Here is an 18,686-nt window from a genome sequence, read left to right as displayed (position 1 = left end):
GGCACCGGGCCGTCAGCCGCGGTAGGGCGCGAACCAGCCGAGCCCCGCCGTGGTCTCCCCCGCGGGCCGATACTCGCAGCCGATCCAGCCGCGGAAGCCCAGCGCGTCGATCCGGTCGAACACGAAGGGCCAGTTGACCTCCCCGGTGCCGGGCTCGTTGCGGCCGGGATTGTCGGCCACCTGCATGTGGGCGATCAGCGGCAGGTGCTTCTCGACGCGCTTGACCACGTCGCCCTCGGTGATCTGGCAGTGATAGAGATCGAACTGCATCCCGAGCCGCTCCGGCCCGACCGCCGCGATGATCGCCGCCGCCTGATCCGTGGTGTTGAGGAAGAAGCCTGGGATGTCGCGGTGGTTGATCGGCTCGATGATCGGCTTCACCCCGGCCTTGGCGCATTGCTCCGCCGCCCAGGCGAGATTCGCGCCATAAACCGCAGTCAGCGTGTCATGCGCCACGCCCTCGGGCTTTAGTCCGGCCATGACATGCAGGCGCGGGCAGGACAGCGCGGCGCAGTAGTCGAGCGCCTTGGCGATCGCATCGCGGAACTCGCCCTGGCGGCCGGGCAGGGCGGCCATGCCGCGTTCCCCCCTCGTCCAATCGCCCGGCGGCGCGTTGAACAGCACCTGCGACAGGCCGTTGTCCTTCAGCCGCTTGGCGATCTCGGCCGCCGGAAAGTCGTAGGGGAACAGGAACTCCACCGCTTTGAAGCCTGACTTCGCGGCCAGGGCGAAGCGGTCGAGGAACGGGACCTCGTTGAACATCATCGAGAGGTTCGCGGCGAAGCGAGGCATTCCGGCAATTCCCCCACGGGCAAGGCGTGTCCCGGCAGGCTAACGTCCACCTGCGATGCGGGCCAGCCCCAGGCTCGCGCCGCGATCGGGCTTCGGGCAGGATGCGGCGATGCCCATGGATACACCGCGCCTTGCGCGCATCATCGGGATCGCGGCGCTGGTGGGCCTTGGCGCGGCCTGCCTGCTGGTGCTGCGGCCGTTCATGTCCTCGCTGCTATGGGCGGTGATCCTGGCGTTCTCGACCTGGCCGGTCTTCGCCTTCCTGCGGGAACGCGCGCGGCTGTCGCGCGGGGGTGCCGCGGTGCTGATGGTCGCGGCCATGTTCCTGCTGGTGGGCCTGCCGATCGCCCTGGCCGCCCCGACCAGCCGGGAGGAGATCGAGGCGCTGCGCGCCAATCTCGAGGCCCTGCTGACGGAGGGCTTGCCTGGCCTCGGCGTCTGGCTGTCCGGCCTGCCGGTGGTCGGTCCCTGGATCCGTGACTGGATCGGCGATGCGGAATTCGACCTGCTGGGCCTGGCCGGCTTGTTGCGGCCCTATGCGGGGACCCTGACGCAGCAGGCGATCGCGGTGCTGCTGGCGGTGCTGTCGGGGCTCGCGGAGCTGCTGCTCGCCATCCTTCTTGCCTTCTTCTTCTACCGCGACGGCCCGGCCATGGCGGCGCGGGTGGAGGCGCTGATGCGCCGCCTGGGCGGGGAGACGGGGATCCGCATGATGACGCTGGCGGCCGACGTGACGCGCGGCGTGGTCTGGGGGCTGGTCGGCACCGCCGTCGCGCAGGGCATCCTGGCCGGGATCGGGTTCACCATCGCGGGGGTGCCCCAGGCGGTGCTGCTGGCGGTGGTGACCGGCGTCATCTCCATCCTTCCGGTCGGCGCGCCGCTGATCTGGATACCTGCCAGCCTGTGGCTGCTGACCCAGGGCCAGACCGGGTGGGGGATCTTCATGGCGGCCTATGGGGCGCTGGTGATCTCCTCGGTGGACAACATCATCCGGCCCTGGGCGATCGCGCGGGGCGCCAAGCTGCCGCTGCTGCTGACGCTGATGGGCGCGCTCGGCGGCGTGCTGGCCTTCGGCTTCCTCGGGCTGTTCCTGGGCCCCGTGGTGCTGGCGGTCGGCTATACCCTTCTGCTGGAATTCGCCGGCGGGGGCGAGGAGGGGACGCAAACCCCTTCCACGCCGCCCCCGCCGGCCCTATAGGCCGCGGCTTCCGTCGAATTCCGGCCCGGAAGGCGCCGGGGGCCGGGAGATGAGGGAGAGCGAGGGATGCGAAAGCTGCTGATGGCGGCCGCGCTGGCCATGGGGCTGGGCGCGGGAATGGCCCCGGGAGGCGCCGATGCGCGCACGGTGCGCTGGGCCGCCTCGGGCGACCCGAATACGATGGATCCGCACAGCCAGAATGTCGGGACCGTCACGATGGTGCTGCAGCAGATCTACGATCCGCTGATCCAGCGCAACCAGGAGCTAGGCCTGGCACCCGGCCTCGCCACCCGCTGGGAACAGGTGGAGCCAAACCGCTGGCGCTTCTGGCTACGCGACGGCGTGAAGTTCCACGAAGGCCAGGCCTTCACCGGCGAGGACGTGGTGTTCAGCATCACCCGCGCCCAGCAGCCGACATCGAACTTCGCCATCTATGTCGACACCATCGAGCGCGCGGTGCTCGCCGAGCCGATGGTGGTGGACGTGATCACCCGCGTGCCGGACCCGATCCTGCCGAACAAGATCGCCTCCGTCTTCATGATGTCGCGCGCGTGGTCCGAGCAGCACAACGCCACCCGCCCGCAGAACACCCGTGCGCGGGAGGAAATGTACACCACCCGCAACACCAACGGCACCGGCGCCTTCCGCCTGCAGTCGCGCGAGCCCGACGTGCGCACCGTGATGGTGCGCAACACCGATTGGTGGGGCTGGAACGAACCCGCCAGCCGCGAGGCCAACATCACCGAGATCGTCTATCGCCCGATCTCCTCCGACGCGACGCGCATCGCCGCGCTGTTGTCGGGTGAGGTGGACTTCGTGCTCGACCCGCCGCTGCAGGACCTGAACCGCCTGCGCGCCGCGCCGAACATCAAGGTCACCGAAGGGCCGGAGGTGCGCACCATCTTCCTCGCGATGGATGTGCATCGCGATGAGCTGCTCTACTCCGATGTGCGCGGGCGTAATCCGTTGAAGGACCTGCGCGTGCGCCAGGCGCTGTACCAGGCGATCGACATCCAGGCGATCCATCGCACGACGATGCGCGGGCAGTCGGTCGTCACCGGCACCTTCTTCCCCCCGCAGGTGAACGGCTACACGCAATCAGAGGACGTGCGCCTGCCCTATGACCAGGCGCGCGCTCGCGCGCTGCTGGCCGAGGCGGGGTATCCGAACGGCTTCGAGATCACGCTCGACTGCCCGAACAACCGCTACATCAACGATGAGCAGATCTGCCAGGCGATCGTCGCGATGTGGGCGCGCGTCGGCGTCCGCGCCCGGCTGAACGCGATGCCGCTCGCACCTTTCTTCGCCAAGATCCAGCGCGACGACACCTCCATCTATCTGCTGGGCTGGGGCGTGCCGACGCTGGATGCGCTCTATTCCTTCCAGTCGCTGCTGCGGTCCCGCGATGGCGGGCAGGGCAACGGCATCTGGAACTACGGGCGCTATTCCAACCCGCGGATGGATGCGCTGATCGACATCATGACCACCCAGTCGGGCGAGGCGCGCAACGCCGCGATCCGCGAGGCGCTGCGCATCTATCGCGAGGACGTGCCGCACATCCCGCTGCACCACCAGATGATCCCCTGGGCGATGCGGTCCAACCTCACCATCCCGCACATGGCGAACAACCAGCCCTATTTCCGCTGGGCCCGCATGAACTGAACAGCACCACAGGCGCGGCGGAGTGCGCCGCCGCGCCCGTGACGGAGTAGAAGAATGTTCGCCTTCATCATCAACCGCATCCTGCAGGCCATCCCGGTCATGTTGACCGTGGCGCTGATCTCCTTCGCGATGTTCGCCTATGTCGGCGACCCCGTGGCGATCATGCTGGGCCAGGACTTCACCGAGGCGCAGCGCGCGGCGCTGGTGCACGATCTCGGGCTCGACCAGCCCTTCTGGGTCCAGTTCGCCGAATTCGTCGCCAATGCGGTGCAGGGGCAGTTCGGCCTGTCCTATCGCCTGTCGCGCCCGGTGGCGGAGCTGATCGGCGAACGCGCGCCGGCGACACTGGAACTCGCCTTCTGCGCGGCGACACTGGCGCTGATCATCGGCGTGCCGATGGGTGTCTATACCGGCCTGTATCGCCATTCCTGGCTGTCGCGCTTCTTCCTGACCTTCTCCCTGGTGGGCGTGTCGCTGCCGACCTTCCTGATCGGCATCCTGCTGATCCTGGTCTTCGCGGTCTGGCTTGGCTGGCTGCCGTCCTTCGGGCGGGGGGACACGGTGCAGATCGGCTGGTGGTCCACCGGCTTCCTGACCTGGTCGGGGATCAAGGCGCTGGTGCTGCCCTCGATCACGCTGGGCCTGTTCCAGCTCACGCTGATCATGCGCCTGGTGCGCGCGGAGATGCTGGAGGTGCTGCGGACCGACTACATCAAGTTCGCCCGCGCGCGCGGCCTGCCCAATCGCGCCGTGCATTTCGGCCACGCCTTGAAGAACACGCTGGTGCCGGTCATCACAATCGTCGGGCTGCAACTTGGCGCCATCATCGCCTTCGCCATCGTCACCGAGACGGTGTTCCAGTGGCCGGGCATGGGCCTGTTGTTCATCCAGTCCGTCGGCGCAGCCGACATTCCCGTGATGAGCGCCTATCTGCTGCTGATCGCGCTGGTCTTCGTGACGATCAACCTGATCGTCGACCTGCTGTACTACGCCGTCGATCCACGGTTGCGCATCGGGCGCGGCAAGGGGGGGCACTGACATGTCCGGTGCCGTCTCGCGGTTCCTTGATTCCGACCTGTGGTGGTCGTTCAAGCGGTCCCCCGTCACGGTGGTCTCGGCCATCGTGGCGGCGGTCTGCATCCTCGGCGCGGTGCTCGCGCCGCTGATCGCGCCGCATAATCCCTTCGACCTCGCCTCCCTGAACCTGATCGACGCCTTCAAGCCGCCGGCCTGGGACGAGGAGGGTGTGGGCGAATACCTGCTCGGCACGGATGACCAGGGGCGCGACGTACTCTCGGCCATCATGTACGGGGCGCGGGTGTCGCTGCTGGTCGGGCTTTCGGCCACGCTGTTCGCGACGCTGCTCGGCGTCACGCTTGGCCTGATCGCCGGTTATGTCGGCGGCGCGGTGGACAGCCTGCTGATGCGCATCTGCGACATCCAGCTGACCTTCCCCTCGATCCTGGTCGCCCTGCTGGTCGATGGCATCGTGCGCGCGGTGCTGCCACGGGAAGTGCATGACCAGATCGCGCTGTTCGTCGTCATCTTCGCCATCGGCATCAGCGAATGGCCGAAATTCGCCCGCACCGTGCGCGGATCGACATTGGTCGAACGCAACAAGGAATACGTCCAGGCCGCCCGCGTCATCGGCGTGCCCAAGGCGCGCATCATGGTCAGCCATGTGCTGCCCAACGTGGTGGGGCCGGTGCTGGTGGTGGCCACGCTGAACCTCGGCCTCGCCATCCTGTCGGAGGCGACGCTGTCCTTCCTTGGCGTCGGCGTGCCGCCGACCCAGCCCTCGCTCGGCACGCTGATCAGGATCGGCAACGACTTCCTATTCTCCGGTGAGTGGTGGATCACGATCTTCCCCGGCGTCGCGCTGATCGCCATGGTGCTGTCCGTCAACCTGCTGGGCGATTGGCTGCGCGACGCCCTCAATCCGAAGCTGCGCTGATGTCGAATTCTGCTCCCCTGCTGCAGGTGAAGAACCTGCGCGTCGAATTTCCCACGCGGCGCGGCACGCTGGTCGCCCTCGACGACGTGTCCTTCGACATCGCGCCCGGCGAGGTGCTGGGTGTCGTAGGCGAATCCGGCGCCGGCAAGTCGATGACGGGTGCCGCCATCATCGGCCTGCTGGAACCGCCCGGGCGCATCGCGCGCGGCGAGATCCTGCTGGACGGCAGGCGCATCGACAATCTGCGCTACGAACAGATGCGCCGCATCCGCGGCAAGGAGATCGGCGCGATCTTCCAGGACCCGCTGACCACGCTGAACCCGCTCTACACGGTCGGGCGGCAGTTGGTGGAAACCATGACCACCCACCTGCCGATCAACCCGGCCGAGGCCCGCAAGCGAGCGATCGGTTGGCTGGAGATGGTGGGCATCCCGGCCGCCGCGCAGCGCATCGACAGCTACCCGCATGAATTTTCCGGCGGCATGCGCCAGCGCGTGGTGATCGCGCTCGCGTTGTGTGCCGAACCACGGCTGATCGTGGCGGATGAACCGACCACGGCGCTCGACGTGTCGATCCAGGCGCAGGTCATCGCGCTGCTGAAGACGCTGGCGCGGGAGAAGGGCACGGCGATGATGCTCGTCACCCACGACATGGGCGTGATCGCCGAGACCGCCGACCGCGTCGCCGTCATGTATGCTGGCCGCATCGCCGAGATCGGCCCGGTGCGGGAAGTGGTGAAGCACGCCAACCATCCCTATTCGGCTGGCCTCATGGCCTCGATCCCGCCCTTGGATCGCCGCGTGGCGCGCCTCGCGCAGATCGACGGCGCCATGCCGCGGCTATCGGCCATCCCGCAGGGCTGCGCCTACAACCCGCGCTGCCCGCAGGTCTTCGACAAGTGCCGCGCGTTGCGGCCCGACCTCATCAATGCCGGCACCACCCGCGCCGCCTGCTGGCTGTTCGATACGGAGGACGCCCGTGGCTGACGCGACGCCGATGTTCGAGGCGCGCGACCTGGCGCGCCATTTCGATGTCTCCCGGCCCCTGCTGCAGCGGCTGGTGACGCGGGAGGGTAAGCGCACGCTGCGCGCGGTCGATGGCATTTCCTTCTCGATCCCGAAGGGCACGACGCTGTCGCTGGTGGGTGAATCCGGCTGCGGCAAATCCACCGTCGCGCGCCTGTCGGTCGGGCTGTATGGACCCTCCGCCGGGTCCGTGCATTTCGACGGCCGCGACCTCGCCGAAGCGCGCGCCATGGCGGACCAGCGTCGGCGCATGCAGATGATCTTCCAGGATCCCTACGCTTCGCTGAACCCGCGCTGGCGCGTGGCGGACATCATCGCCGAGCCGATCCGCGCCTTCAGGCTGGTGTCGTCGCGGGGCGAGCAGGAGAACCGCGTCGCCGAGCTGCTGACCCAGGTCGGGCTGTCGCCGCTGGACGGCCAGAAATTCCCGCATGAGTTCTCGGGCGGGCAGCGCCAGCGCATCTCCATCGCCCGCGCCCTGTCCTCCAACCCGGAATTCCTGGTCTGCGACGAACCCACCTCGGCGCTCGACGTCTCGGTGCAGGCGCAGATCCTGAACCTGATGAAAGAACTCCAGCAGCGGCTGGGGCTGACCTTCCTGTTCATCAGCCACAACCTCGCCGTGGTGCGCCAGGTCAGCGACCGGATCGGGGTGATGTATCTCGGACGGTTGGCGGAACTCGCCCCGGCCGAGACGCTGTTCCGCACCCCGCGCCACCCCTATACGCGCGCGCTCATGGAAGCGATCCCGGACCTCGACATGACCGGGCGCGAGCGCATCCCCGTGGGCGGGGAGGTGCCTTCGCCGATCACCCCGCCTTCGGGTTGCGCGTTCCATCCGCGCTGCCCGCTCGCCAATGATCGCTGCAAGCGGGAGAGGCCGGAGTTGAAGGCTGCGGGGGATGCGCTGGTCGCCTGCCATGCGGTCGAAGAAGGCCGCGACGATGCCATGCCGATGCCGGCGATCGCTCGGGCGGCAGCCTGAGGGCGGGGAGGGGTGCCGGCCCTCCCCGGAACCCCAACTCCACCACGGGTGCCCATTCACGGTGCTTTGGCAACGCGAATGGGCCTCGCATAGGCCCGGGCCTTTGGAAACCGTCACCTGCCCTCGGTGGAAGACGGTGCTGGAAACGGGCGGCGTGTTTCTGATATGTTCTCCGCATCGCGGAGCCGAGCCGTGCGTGGCGCCCGGATAAAGGCTTAAAAGCCTAAAATCGTAAAATCCTAAAGTGCGGCATATCAATAGTTTAGGGGCGATACGGCACCACCGCCACCGCGTTGAACGGCGATCCGTCCACCAGCCGCGTGGACCAGGCGAGGTAGACCACGGTGCGCTGCTCCTCATCCAGGAAGCGGTGCACCCGCGTCTCCTTGAAGAATAGCGAGGTGTTGCTCTCATAGACCTGCTCGCCGCGTTCGCCGCGGCGCGCACCGTCAGCGACACGCACCTCCCCGGTGGCGACGCAGGTCAGGGAAAAGCGCCCCGGATCCTCGGCGAGGCCCACCATGCCCGACACGCCACCGGTGCGCGCCTGGCTGATGTAGCAGGACACGCCCGAGACCTCCGGGTCATTGAAGCGCTCCACCACGACGCGATGACTGCGCGTCAGTCCGAGATTGGTCAGCGCGGTGTTCACATAGCCGATCTGGCGGGTTTCCTCGGCCCGCGCGGGCATCGCGAGGAGGAGCAGGGCGAGGAATGCGCTTCGGGTCATGGGTCTCTCCGTCTCTCGCCGGCGATAACGCGCGGGTCTGCGATCAGTCACCGATCGCGACACCTTCCCGTCGCGGATCGGCGCCGCCGAGCAGCCCGTCCGGCGTCACACGGATGATCTGCAGGCCGGAATTCATCACCCCGACATTCACCTGGTGCCCCAGCGCGCGCAGCGCCGGGGCAAGCGTCATGGCCGGGGTGTCGGCCTCAAGATCGACGGACCCGCCGAGCGTGCCGATATGCGGCAGCGCCGCTGCCTCCTGCGGCGTCATGCCCCAATCGAGCAGCGCCACCAGCGACTGTGCGACATAAAGGATGATGCGTGCCCCGCCCGGCGACCCGGTCACCGCATGCAGCCGGCCCTCGCCATCCAGCACGATGCTGGGCGACATCGAGGATCGCGGCCGCTTGCCGCCCTCGACGCGGTTGGCGATGGGCCGCCCATCGCGCTCCGGCGCGAAGGAGAAATCGGTCAGCTCGTTGTTCAGCACAAAGCCGCGCACCATGACGCGCGCGCCGAACAGCGCCTCGATCGTCGTGGTCATGGAGACGGCGTTGCCGTCCGCATCGACAATCGAGACATGGCTGGTGCCGGCCTCGAAATCCTGCATCTGCGGGGCGAGCATCGTCTCGCGCCAGGGCGGGTTGCCGGGGCGGGGCGCCGCAACGGCGCGGTCGCGATCGATCGCCTGCGCGCGCGCCGTGAGGTATCCCGGGTCGGTCAGGCCGCGCGTGGGCACCGAGACGAAATCCGGGTCGGCGACATAGGCGTTGCGATCGGCGAAAGCGAGCCGTCCGGCCTCGCCCAGCAGATGCGCCGCCTCGGTGCCATGCGGATCGAGCCGCGCCATGTCGAAATGCCCGAGCAGCCCCAGGATCTGCGCCACCGCGATGCCACCCGAGGAGGGCGGCGGAAAGCCGCAGACGCGATACCGACGATAGGGCGTGCAGACCGCGTCCCGCCGGCGGGGCGCATAGGTGGACAGATCGGTCGCCGCCAGGGCCCCGGGATTCGTGGGATGGCCGGTGACGGCGGCGACGATGGCGTCGGCGACCGGGCCGTTCGCGAGGGCCTGCGCGCCCTGTTCGGCGATGGCGCGCAGCGTCTCCGCCAGCACCGGGTTGCGCAGGCGATGCCCGGCGGGCAGTGGGCTGCCCTGGTCGGAAAAGAAGTACGCCGCCGCCCCCGGGTCGCGGCGCAGCATGCCGGCGTCGGAAGCGATGTCGCGCGCCAGCCGTTCGCTGATCGGGAACCCCTCCTCGGCGAGGCGGATGGCGGGTGTGAACAGCTGCGGCCAGGGCAGGCGGCCATGCTCGCGATGCGCGGCTTCCAGCATCGCGACGGTGCCGGGCACGCCCACCGATCGGCCACCGACGACGGCCTCCATGAAGGGCATCGGACGGCCGTCGCGCAGGAACAGGCCGGGGGTCGCGGCGGCTGGTGCGGCCTCTCGCCCGTCCCAGGCCGAGAGCCGCCCGCTGCCGGCCTGGAAGTGCAGCAGCAAGGCACCGCCGCCGATGCCGGAGGATTGCGGCTCGACCAGGGTGAGGACCATCTGCACCGCGATCGCGGCATCGACGGCGCTGCCCCCCTCACGCAGCACCTCGGCCCCGGCCGCGGCCGCGAGCGGATGGCCCGCGGCGACCATGAAGCGGCGTGCCGGCGCCTGCGCCGCGGCGGCGCTGGTGAGAAGGAGGAGCAGGAGGATGGCGCGGCGCAGGATCATCGCGGCAGGATAGCGCGATGCAGGATTTCGGCGAACGGACACGACGGCTGCTGCGCGGGCGGCGGGCCGAGGCCTCCGGGCGCGATGCGGAGGACATTGCGGCGGCGGCCCTGGCCCGTGAGGGCTGGGCGGTGCTGGCGCGCCGCGCCCGCACGCCGGCGGGTGAGATCGACCTGGTGGCGGAACGCGACGGCTTGCTCGCCTTCGTCGAGGTGAAGGCCCGGCCCTCGCTGTCCGAGGCCGCCTTCGCGCTCGGCGCGCGCCAGCGGGCGCGGCTGGTCGCGGCGGCCGAATGCTGGATCGCGGCGAATCCTGGCCATGGAGCGGCGGGGATGCGCTTTGACGTGGTGATCGTGGCCGCCGACGGGACCGCGCGGCGGATCGCGGATGCGTTCCGATTGGGTGATTAGGCGACCGCCGCGCGCCCCGGCATGCGGTGGCGGAAGGCCAGGGCCTCAGCGACATGCGCGCGGCGGATGTCGGCACTTCCCGCGAGGTCCGCGATGCTGCGCGCGACGCGCAGCGTACGCACATGCGCGCGGGATGACAGGCGCAGCCGCGTCGCGGCGGTCTCGACCAGTTTCTCGGCTTCCGGGTCGAGCAGCGGCATCAGGTGGCCGATCTCAGCCTCGGCGTTGTTGCGCGGACCGTCATCGCCCCATCGGGCGCGCTGCGCGTCGCGCGCGGCCTGCACGCGCGCGGCGACGGTGGCGCTTGTTTCGCCCGCAGGCGCGCGCGTCAGTTCCGCCGCAGGGATCGGCATGACCTCGATGGTCAGGTCCATGCGATCGAGCAGCGGACCTGACAGCCGGCCCTGGTAGTCCTCCCCGCAGCGCGGCGCGCGCCCGCATTCGCGGCTCGCCTGGCCGAGATAGCCGCAGCGGCAGGGGTTCATCGCCGCGATGCACTGGAAGCGGGCAGGGTAGGTGACATGGGCCTGGGCGCGGCTGATGGTGGTGCGCCCGGTCTCCATCGGCTGGCGCAGGGCCTCCAGCGCAGGGCGCGGGAATTCGGGCCATTCGTCGAGGAACAACACGCCGCGATGGGCAAGGCTGATCTCGCCGGGCCTCGCCCGATTGCCGCCGCCGATCAGCGCGGGCATCGAAGCCGAATGATGTGGCTCGCGGAAGGGCGGGCGCATCACCAACCGCCCACCTTCCAGCATGCCGGCGATGGAATGCACCAGCGAGACTTCCAGCGCCTCGGCCGGTGAAAGGTCCGGCAGCAGGCCCGGCAGGCGCGCGGCGAGCATCGACTTTCCCGCGCCTGGTGGACCGACGAGCAAGAAGGCTGGCAGGCCCGGCGCGATCTGCACCTGCACCTCGACGGGCACGGGGTCGATGCCGGCGAAGGCGAAGGTGGCGATGCGGGCGATGGTCATGGCGTCGCGCCAGGGTGGCGCGACGGCGCATGAAAATCAACTCACGGGGGATTATCCACCCGAGGCAATCGCGGCCACCCGCATCAGCCGCCGGAAATTGCCCGACCACAGCAGGTCGATCTCGCGCGCGCCGTAGCCACGGCGATGCAGTTCCGCCGTCAGGTTCATCGTCTGCGACGCATCCGCCCAGCCCGGAATGCCGCCGCCGCCGTCAAAGTCGGATGACAGCCCGACATGGTCGATGCCGATTCGCGCCACGGCGTAATCGACGTGATCCACCATGTCCGACACCGTCGCCGGCGACTTGCCGCCCGGCGGCGCGGCACGCAGGAAGGAATCGAGCGCGGTGATCTGCACGAGGCCCCCCGTCGCGCGCAGCATGTCGAGCTGTTCATCATCAAGGTTGCGCGGATGGTCGCATAGCGCGCGGCAGCAGGAATGCGTCGCCACCACCGGCACGCGCGACAATTCCGCCGCCTGCATCATCGACGACTTGGCGCTGTGCGAAACGTCCACCAGCAGGCCGATCCGGTTCATCTCGCGGATCGCATCGCGCCCGAGCGTGGACAGCCCGCCATGCTCTACCGCGCCGTCGCCGAGATCAGGCTTCGGCCGCGCCGCATCGGCGAGGTCGTTGTGCCCGTCATGCGTCAGCGTCAGGTAGATCGCACCAAGGTCGCGCCACAGCTTCAGGCGCGACAGGTCGCGCGCCAGCGCATTGCCGTTCTCGACCGCGCTGAGCACGGCGAGCGCACCGGCGGCATGCGCGGCTTCCATCTCCGCGGCCGTCGCGCAGAAATGGCGCGTCGTGCCGTTCGCGCGGGTGCGGATGTGGCGCAGCATCGCCTCGGCCCGCGCGGCAGCGGCGGCGAGACCTTCCGCATCACGCTTGCCTTGCGGCGTATAGGCGATAAACACCGCGGCTCTCAGCCCGCCGCGCTGCATCTTCGGGAAGTCGACGCGGCGATCTGTCTCGGTCGTGGCGTCCGGCGGTTCCGGCCAGCGGATGTCGATATGCGTGTCGAGCGTCAGCGTGGCGCCATGGATCATGTCGTTCATGCTGAGGCCCACCCCGTCAGGAAGCGTTCGAGCAGTGTGCCGATCTTCTCGACATTGTAGCCACCCTCCTGCGTGATCGCGGTCGGGATCTTCAGCCCGCCGATCATGGCACCCGCCTTGGCGAAACCATCCTCGGTGACGGCGAGCGCGCCGAGCGGTTCGTCCTTCGAGGCATCGAAGCCGAGCGGTACCACCAGCGCATCCGGCTTGAAGTCCCGGATGGCGGCGAGCGCATAGCGCAGCGCGTCGAGCCAGCCGTCATCCGGTGTGCCGAAGGCGAGCGGCAGGTTCATGTTCCGCCCATCGCCCGCGCCCGCGCCGCGTTCGGCGGTGCGACCGACGAACCACGGGTAGTAGTTGTCCGGATCGCCGTGGATCGAAATGGTGAGCACGTCGCCGCGCTCCCAGAAGATCCCCTGCGTGCCGTTGCCATGATGGCTGTCGATGTCGAGCACGGCGACGCGGCCCGCACCTGCATCGCGCAGCGCCTGCGCCGCGAGCGCGGCATTGTTGACGTAGCAATGCCCGCCGGCTCGCGCGGCATAGGCGTGATGCCCCGGCGGGCGGCACAGCGCATAGGCGGTGCGGCCTTGGGCGGCCTCGGCCGCCGCGGCCAGAGCGCAGGATGCCGCACCCTGGATCGCCGCCCAGGACCCCGGCCCGATCGGGCAGGCGGTATCCGCGGTGTACCAGCCCGTCCTGCCGATGATGTTCGCACCCGCTCGTCCACCCTGGGCGAGCATCTCCGGCGCGGCATGGATGTTCGCGACGACCTCGGGGCCGGGTTCGGCAAGCTTCGCCCAATCCGTCGCGGCCGTAGCGAGGAAGTTGAGATAGTCGGGCGCATGGACCGCCTCCATCGCCCGCGCCGCCAGCGGCGGCGGTGTCTCAGGCGACAGGCCAAGCCGGTGCAAGGCGCCTTCGAGGGCCGCGGCGCGTGCCGGGATCTCGAAATTGCGGCGCACCTGGCCGCGCTGGAGGAAGAAGGTCGGTGTGTGACCTGCCTGATCGGGATGCGCGAAGGTCTTCATGATGATGCGAGGCTAGGCAGCGATGCCGGGCTTGTCCACGCAGCCTCCAGGGGGGCACCTTGTCCGGGCTTGCCCCGGGGGGATAGCCTCATCGGGCAATCCTGGGAGATTTCACGATGGCCCTTTCGCGCCGCGGCCTGATCGCCGCCGCTGCCACCGGCCCTGTGCTGATGCGCGCGTCCGATGCCCTGGCGCAGGGCGTGGCGCCGCGCCGCGGCGGGACGTTGCAGATGATGCTGACGCCGGAGCCGCCGGTGATCCAGATCGGCGTGAACCAGCAGGGGCCGACGCTTGTTGCCGCGCCGAAGATCTTCCAGGGCCTGGTGACATTCTCGAGGACGCTCGAAGCCGAACCGCTGCTGGCGAAGTCGTGGACGATCAGCTCCGACGGCAAGGAGTACGTCTTCAACCTGCAGCAGGGCGCGAAGTGGCATGACGGCCAGCCCTTCACAGCGGATGACGTCGTCTTCTCGATCATGAAGTTCCATATGGAACTTTCACCGCGCGCCCGGGCGATCTTCCAGCTGATCGAGACCTGCGAGGCGACCGACCCGAACACAGTTCGCATCGTGCTGAAGCAGGCCTTCCAGCCCTTCATGCTGATGTTCGACGTGACGGCGGCGGCGATGGTGCCGAAGCACCTGTTCGACGGGCGCGATTATCGCACCGCGCCGGCGGTGCAGGCCCCGGTCGGCACCGGCCCCTTCAAGTTCACCGAATGGCAGCGCGGCAACTTCATCCGGCTCGACCGCTTCGCGGATTACTGGAAGCCGGGCCAGCCTTACCTCGACACCATCATCTACCGCATCATCCCCGACAGCCAGAGCCGCCGCCTCGCGCTCGAATCGGGGCAGGTGCTGATGAGCCAGACCAACGACATCGAGCCCTTCGATGTTCCACAGCTCCGCCAACGGCCGAACCTCGAGGTCAGCACCGATGGCTGGCAGTATTTCTCGCCGCTGTCCTGGATCGAGCTGAACCATCGCGTGAAGCCGCTCGACGACGCCCGCGTGCGTCGCGCGATGTCCATGGCGATCGACCGCAACTTCATCGTCAACCGGCTGTGGTTCGGCGTGGGCAAGGCGGCGACCGGGCCGGTCGCGTCCACCACCCGCTTCTACGACGCCAATGCGAAGCTCGCGGCCTTCAACGTGCAGCAGGCCAATGCGCTGCTCGACCAGGCGGGCCTTCCGCGCAATGCGCAGGGCGTGCGCTTCACGCTGAAGCATATCCCGCTGCCTTATGGCGAGATCTGGACGCGCCTGTCGGAATACCTGCGCCAGGCGATGCGCCAGATTGGCGTCGCGCTGGAGCTGGAAAGCACCGATGCCGGGTCCTGGGCGCGGCGCGTCGGCAATTGGGAATACGAGACGACGATCAACTTCGTTTATCAGTTCGGCGACCCGACGCTTGGCGTGGAGCGGACCTATGTCTCCTCGAACATCCAGCGGGTGACGTTCACCAATACGGGCGGCTATTCTAACCCGCAGGTGGATGCGCTGTTCCAGCAGGCGCGTTCCGCGGCGGCGGCGGCCGAGCGCCAGCGCGCCTTCAGCGATGTGCAGAAGATCCTGGTCGAGGACGTGCCGCAGATCTGGCTGATGGAACTGTCCTTCCCCACAATCTACGACAAAAAGGTGAACAACGTCATTACCTCGGGCCTTGGCGTGCACAAGTCCTTCGACGACGTCTTCATCGCCGGCTGACGGATGGAGCTATCGCGGCTGCCCGGCTTTCTGCTGCGGCGCGGGATCAAGGCGGCGATCGTGGTCATCGCGATCGTCGTCTGCAACTTCTTCCTAATCCACGCCGCGCCGGGGGACCCGGCGAGCGTCATCGCCGGCCAATCCGGGGCGGCGGATGAACGCTTCCTCGCGCAGTTGCGGGAACAGTTCGGGCTCGACAGGCCGCTCTATGAGCAGCTCTGGATTTATCTCAAGGGCGTGCTCACGCTCGATCTCGGATTCAGCCACCGGCAGCAGCAGCCGGTCTGGAAGCTGATCAGCGAACGCCTGCCGGCGACGCTGCTGCTGACGGGCGCGGCCTTCGTCTTCGCCGTGGCCGCCGGTGTCACGCTCGGCACGCTGGCGGCGCGGCGCGTCGGCACCTGGGCGGATTCCATCATCACCGTCATCGCGCTGACCTTCTATGCGACACCGCTGTTCTGGGTCGGGCTGATGCTGGTGTTGTTCTTCTCGGTCTGGCTGGAATGGCTGCCGAGCTTCGGCATGGCGACCGTCGGTGTCGATCTGTATGGCATCGATGCGGTGCTGGATGTTGGCAAGCACCTGATCCTGCCGGCGGCGACACTTGGGCTGTTCTACCTGGCCGTCTATGCGCGGCTGACGCGCGCGACGATGCTGGAGGTGGCCGACCAGGATTTCGTCAAGACGGCGCGGGCCAAGGGCGTGCCGGAAGGGCAGGTCGTGCGGCGGCATGTGCTGCGCAACGCGCTGCTGCCGGTGATCACCTTCGCGGGTATCCAGGCGGGGCAGTTGATCGGCGGGTCCATCCTGGTCGAGACCGTCTTCGCCTGGCCCGGCATCGGTCGGCTCGCCTTCGATGCGCTGCTGGCGCGGGATTATGCGGTGCTGCTCGGCGTCTTCTTCTGCACATCGGTGATGGTGGTGCTGTTCAATCTCGTGACCGACCTGCTCTATGCCATCGTCGATCCGCGGGTGGAGGTCGAGGGATGAGCGATTTCTGGCGACGCTTTCGCCGCAACCGCGGCGCCGTGGTGGGGCTGGTCATCCTTCTGCTCGTCTTCGCAGTGGCGATCTTCGCCTCGGTGCTGTTCCCCGGGAGCCCATGGGACATGGCGACCGCGCCCTTCGTGCCGCCGGGCGAGGATGGCATGCTGCTCGGGTCGGATAGCCTTGGGCGCGACGTGGCTGCGGGGATCGCGCATGGGGCGCGGATTTCGCTGATGGTGGGGGCGGTCTCGACGGTCGCGGCGCTGTGCATCGGCGTGACGCTCGGCGCGATCGCGGGGTATCTCGGCGGCGTCGTGGATGACGCGGTGATGCGGTTCACCGAATTCTTCCAGACCATTCCCTCCTTCGTCTTCGCCATCCTGCTGGTTGCGATCTTCACACCGTCGATCGTCTCGGTGGTCTTCGCGATCGCGGTCGTGTCCTGGCCGCCGGTCGCACGGGTGGTGCGGGCGGAGTTCCTGTCCCTGCGATCCCGCGAGTTCGTCCAGGCGGCGGAAGTGCTGGGCAAGTCGCGCGTCGCCATCGTGGTGACGGATATCCTGCCCAATGCGCTCTCGCCCATCGTGGTGCTGTCGTCGCTGATGGTGGCCTCGGCGATCCTGCTGGAGAGCGCGCTGTCCTTCCTCGGCCTCGGCGATCCGAACCTGATGACCTGGGGTTTCCTGATCGGATCGGGTCGGTCGGTGATTCGGCTCGCCTGGTGGATGTCGGTGTTTCCTGGCCTCGCGATCTTCGTCACCGTCCTGGCGCTGAACCTGGTGGGTGAGGGGCTGTCCGACGCGTTGAACCCGCGGCTCGCCCGCCAACGCGGAGGCGCGGCATGAGCCTGCTGACCGTCGAGGGCTTGACCGTCGCCCTGCCGCCCGGCGGCGACCGCCCGTATGCCGTGGAAGATATCACCCTGTCGGTGAATACCGGCGAGATCGTCTGCGTCGTCGGCGAATCCGGCTCGGGCAAGTCGATCACCGCAAATGCGGTGATGGGATTGTTGCCGAAGGGATTGCCTGTGCGCAGCGGGCGCATCGCCTTCGAGGGGAAAGACTTGCTCGGCCTCGGCTCAGAGGCAATGCGCCGGCTGCGTGGCGATCGCCTCGCGATGATCTTCCAGGAACCGATGACGGCGCTGAACCCCGTCATGCGCGTCGGCGAGCAGATCGCCGAAGCGATGCGCGTGCACGGCGCCGGCGGTGACGCAGCGCGGCGCGTGCCGGAACTGCTGGCGGCGGTGAACCTGCCCGATCCGGCGGCGACGGCGCGCTCCTATCCGTTCCGGCTGTCCGGCGGGCAGCGGCAGCGCGTGATGATCGCGATGGCGCTGGCGCTGGAACCCTCGCTGCTGATCGCGGATGAACCCACCACCGCGCTCGACGTCACGACGCAGATGCAGATCCTGCGGCTGATCCGCGAGATCCAATCGCGGCGCGGCACCGGCGTGATGTTCATCACGCATGATTTCGGTGTGGTGGCGGAGATCGCGGATCGTGTCGCCGTGATGCAGAAAGGGCGCATCGTCGAACAAGGCTCGGCGGCCGAGGTGCTGAACAACCCGCAGCACCCCTACACCCGCGCGCTCATCGCCGCGGTGCCGCATGGCTCGCCTTCGACCGCCGCGGCCTCCACCGAGCCGCTGGTGCTGGAGGCGAAGGGCGTCGAGAAGACCTATCGCCGTCCCGGCGGCTGGTTCGGCCCGAAGCCGGTCGTGCGAGCTGTCCACGACGCCGATTTCATCCTGCGCAAAGGCGAGACGCTGGGCCTGGTCGGTGAATCCGGCTCGGGTAAATCGACGCTGGCGCGCTGCGTCGTGAAGCTGGTGGAACCGGAGAAGGGCGAGATCATCTTCGAGGGTGAGGATTTGCGTCCACTCTCGCGCGGCGCCTGGAAGCCCTTCCGCAAGCGCATCCAGATGGTCTTCCAGGATCCCTTCGCTTCGCTGAACCCGCGTCGGCGCGTCGGCGACATCATCGCGGAGGGGCCGGTCACTCACGGCGTCGAACGGAGCGCGGCGCTGGCCCGCGCGCGCGACCTGCTGCGGCTGGTGCAACTCGATCCCGGCGCGATCGACCGCTATCCGCACGAATTCTCCGGCGGACAGCGGCAACGCATCGGCATCGCCCGCGCACTGGCAATGGAACCGGAATTGCTGATCGCGGATGAACCGGTCTCCGCACTCGACGTGTCGGTGCAGGCGCAGGTGCTGGGCCTGCTCGCCGATATCCGTGCGCGGCTTGGGCTGACCATGCTGTTCATCACCCATGACCTGCGGGTCGCGGCGCAGATATGCGACCGCATCGCCGTGATGCAGCGTGGCGCGATCGTTGAGCAGGGCCCCACGGCCGAGGTGTTCGGCAATCCGCAGCACGCCTATACACGGCAATTGCTGGACAGCATTCCGGGCCGATCCTGGACGCCGCCCGTCATCGCCGCCTGAG

At 68.4% G+C, this 18,686-nt stretch carries 16 protein-coding genes and 1 pseudogene; 11 read left to right on the top strand and 6 right to left on the bottom strand.

All coding sequences use genetic code 11. From position 1 onward, the window contains the following. Positions 1 to 12: 12 nt before the first annotated feature. On the bottom strand, positions 13 to 792 hold the full coding sequence (otnI, locus tag AC2YHJ_RS14015) for a 2-oxo-tetronate isomerase (RefSeq protein WP_487396680.1): 780 nt from the start codon (positions 790 to 792) through the stop codon (positions 13 to 15). A 109-nt stretch (positions 793 to 901) separates the two neighbouring features. Here otnI and AC2YHJ_RS14010 point away from each other — a divergent pair, with 109 nt between their 5' ends. From AC2YHJ_RS14010 to AC2YHJ_RS13985, 6 genes are all read left to right on the top strand, one after another. Then, positions 902 to 1,990 carry an AI-2E family transporter gene (locus AC2YHJ_RS14010; RefSeq protein WP_487396679.1) on the top strand — a complete coding sequence of 363 codons (1,089 nt, stop codon included), beginning with the start codon at positions 902 to 904 and terminating at the stop codon, positions 1,988 to 1,990. Positions 1,991 to 2,056: 66 nt separating this feature from the next. Next, complete coding sequence (locus tag AC2YHJ_RS14005; protein WP_487396678.1) at positions 2,057 to 3,652, top strand: ABC transporter substrate-binding protein; 1,596 nt, start codon at positions 2,057 to 2,059, stop codon at positions 3,650 to 3,652. A gap of 54 nt (positions 3,653 to 3,706) precedes the next feature. Next, positions 3,707 to 4,690: an ABC transporter permease gene (locus AC2YHJ_RS14000; protein WP_487396677.1), complete on the top strand. Its 984-nt coding sequence runs from the start codon at positions 3,707 to 3,709 to the stop codon at positions 4,688 to 4,690. Position 4,691: 1 nt separating this feature from the next. Beyond that, positions 4,692 to 5,606, top strand: a complete 915-nt coding sequence (locus AC2YHJ_RS13995) for an ABC transporter permease (protein ID WP_487396676.1) — start codon at positions 4,692 to 4,694, stop codon at positions 5,604 to 5,606. Continuing rightward, entirely contained in the window at positions 5,606 to 6,592 is a 987-nt protein-coding gene (locus AC2YHJ_RS13990; protein WP_487396675.1) for an ABC transporter ATP-binding protein, read from the top strand. Before AC2YHJ_RS13995 ends, AC2YHJ_RS13990 begins: the two co-directional genes overlap by 1 nt. Then, a complete protein-coding gene (locus AC2YHJ_RS13985; RefSeq protein WP_487396674.1) occupies positions 6,585 to 7,616 on the top strand; it encodes an ABC transporter ATP-binding protein in 1,032 nt (343 codons plus the stop codon). The genes AC2YHJ_RS13990 and AC2YHJ_RS13985 overlap by 8 nt, the downstream gene beginning before the upstream one ends. 262 nt (positions 7,617 to 7,878) lie before the next feature. Here AC2YHJ_RS13985 and AC2YHJ_RS13980 read toward each other — a convergent pair whose 3' ends face one another. Then, positions 7,879 to 8,346, bottom strand: a complete 468-nt coding sequence (locus AC2YHJ_RS13980; protein ID WP_487396673.1) for a CreA family protein — start codon at positions 8,344 to 8,346, stop codon at positions 7,879 to 7,881. Positions 8,347 to 8,389: 43 nt separating this feature from the next. Next, the gene (gene ggt / locus AC2YHJ_RS13975) at positions 8,390 to 10,072 is read right to left on the bottom strand and encodes a gamma-glutamyltransferase (RefSeq protein ID WP_487396672.1); all 1,683 of its coding nucleotides are present in this window, start codon (positions 10,070 to 10,072) and stop codon (positions 8,390 to 8,392) included. 17 nt (positions 10,073 to 10,089) lie between these two features. Between ggt and AC2YHJ_RS13970 the strand changes: the two genes are divergently transcribed. Beyond that, complete coding sequence (locus AC2YHJ_RS13970; protein WP_487396671.1) at positions 10,090 to 10,482, top strand: YraN family protein; 393 nt, start codon at positions 10,090 to 10,092, stop codon at positions 10,480 to 10,482. Here the strand turns inward: AC2YHJ_RS13970 and AC2YHJ_RS13965 are convergent. From AC2YHJ_RS13965 to AC2YHJ_RS13955, 3 genes and pseudogenes are all read right to left on the bottom strand, one after another. Continuing rightward, a pseudogene (locus AC2YHJ_RS13965) lies at positions 10,479 to 11,378 on the bottom strand (YifB family Mg chelatase-like AAA ATPase); the annotation flags it as partial. The gene AC2YHJ_RS13970 and the pseudogene AC2YHJ_RS13965 overlap by 4 nt on opposite strands. Positions 11,379 to 11,504: 126 nt before the next feature. Then, on the bottom strand, positions 11,505 to 12,512 hold the full coding sequence (locus AC2YHJ_RS13960; RefSeq protein ID WP_487396670.1) for a dipeptidase: 1,008 nt from the start codon (positions 12,510 to 12,512) through the stop codon (positions 11,505 to 11,507). Then, positions 12,509 to 13,543: a histone deacetylase family protein gene (locus tag AC2YHJ_RS13955; protein WP_487396669.1), complete on the bottom strand. Its 1,035-nt coding sequence runs from the start codon at positions 13,541 to 13,543 to the stop codon at positions 12,509 to 12,511. Before AC2YHJ_RS13955 ends, AC2YHJ_RS13960 begins: the two co-directional genes overlap by 4 nt. Before the next feature lie 116 nt (positions 13,544 to 13,659). Between AC2YHJ_RS13955 and AC2YHJ_RS13950 the strand changes: the two genes are divergently transcribed. From AC2YHJ_RS13950 to AC2YHJ_RS13935, 4 genes are read left to right on the top strand one after another with little or no spacing between them, the layout of a single operon-like run. Further along, complete coding sequence (locus tag AC2YHJ_RS13950) at positions 13,660 to 15,249, top strand: ABC transporter substrate-binding protein (RefSeq protein ID WP_487396668.1); 1,590 nt, start codon at positions 13,660 to 13,662, stop codon at positions 15,247 to 15,249. A gap of 3 nt (positions 15,250 to 15,252) precedes the next feature. Then, positions 15,253 to 16,239, top strand: coding sequence for an ABC transporter permease (locus tag AC2YHJ_RS13945; RefSeq protein ID WP_487396667.1), 987 nt, complete (start codon positions 15,253 to 15,255; stop codon positions 16,237 to 16,239). Further along, positions 16,236 to 17,081, top strand: a complete 846-nt coding sequence (locus AC2YHJ_RS13940; protein ID WP_487396666.1) for an ABC transporter permease — start codon at positions 16,236 to 16,238, stop codon at positions 17,079 to 17,081. The genes AC2YHJ_RS13945 and AC2YHJ_RS13940 overlap by 4 nt, the downstream gene beginning before the upstream one ends. Next, positions 17,078 to 18,685, top strand: a complete 1,608-nt coding sequence (locus AC2YHJ_RS13935) for an ABC transporter ATP-binding protein (protein ID WP_487396665.1) — start codon at positions 17,078 to 17,080, stop codon at positions 18,683 to 18,685. Before AC2YHJ_RS13940 ends, AC2YHJ_RS13935 begins: the two co-directional genes overlap by 4 nt. Position 18,686 lies beyond the last annotated feature (1 nt).

The organism is Roseomonas sp. SRI_022 (genome assembly GCF_057586215.1).
This window is presented reverse-complemented; position numbering and strand designations above follow the sequence as displayed.

Excerpts from the sequence above, each read along its gene's own strand:
- otnI (WP_487396680.1), bottom strand. The coding sequence starts at position 792 with ATGCCTCGCTTCGCCGCGAACCTCTCGATGATGTTCAACGAGGTCCCG.
- AC2YHJ_RS14010 (WP_487396679.1), top strand. The coding sequence starts at position 902 with ATGCCCATGGATACACCGCGCCTTGCGCGCATCATCGGGATCGCGGCG.
- AC2YHJ_RS14005 (WP_487396678.1), top strand. The coding sequence starts at position 2,057 with ATGCGAAAGCTGCTGATGGCGGCCGCGCTGGCCATGGGGCTGGGCGCG.
- AC2YHJ_RS14000 (WP_487396677.1), top strand. The coding sequence starts at position 3,707 with ATGTTCGCCTTCATCATCAACCGCATCCTGCAGGCCATCCCGGTCATG.
- AC2YHJ_RS13995 (WP_487396676.1), top strand. The coding sequence starts at position 4,692 with ATGTCCGGTGCCGTCTCGCGGTTCCTTGATTCCGACCTGTGGTGGTCG.
- AC2YHJ_RS13990 (WP_487396675.1), top strand. The coding sequence starts at position 5,606 with ATGTCGAATTCTGCTCCCCTGCTGCAGGTGAAGAACCTGCGCGTCGAA.
- AC2YHJ_RS13980 (WP_487396673.1), bottom strand. The coding sequence starts at position 8,346 with ATGACCCGAAGCGCATTCCTCGCCCTGCTCCTCCTCGCGATGCCCGCG.
- ggt (WP_487396672.1), bottom strand. The coding sequence starts at position 10,072 with ATGATCCTGCGCCGCGCCATCCTCCTGCTCCTCCTTCTCACCAGCGCC.
- AC2YHJ_RS13970 (WP_487396671.1), top strand. The coding sequence starts at position 10,090 with ATGCAGGATTTCGGCGAACGGACACGACGGCTGCTGCGCGGGCGGCGG.
- AC2YHJ_RS13960 (WP_487396670.1), bottom strand. The coding sequence starts at position 12,512 with ATGAACGACATGATCCATGGCGCCACGCTGACGCTCGACACGCATATC.
- AC2YHJ_RS13955 (WP_487396669.1), bottom strand. The coding sequence starts at position 13,543 with ATGAAGACCTTCGCGCATCCCGATCAGGCAGGTCACACACCGACCTTC.
- AC2YHJ_RS13950 (WP_487396668.1), top strand. The coding sequence starts at position 13,660 with ATGGCCCTTTCGCGCCGCGGCCTGATCGCCGCCGCTGCCACCGGCCCT.
- AC2YHJ_RS13945 (WP_487396667.1), top strand. The coding sequence starts at position 15,253 with ATGGAGCTATCGCGGCTGCCCGGCTTTCTGCTGCGGCGCGGGATCAAG.
- AC2YHJ_RS13940 (WP_487396666.1), top strand. The coding sequence starts at position 16,236 with ATGAGCGATTTCTGGCGACGCTTTCGCCGCAACCGCGGCGCCGTGGTG.
- AC2YHJ_RS13935 (WP_487396665.1), top strand. The coding sequence starts at position 17,078 with ATGAGCCTGCTGACCGTCGAGGGCTTGACCGTCGCCCTGCCGCCCGGC.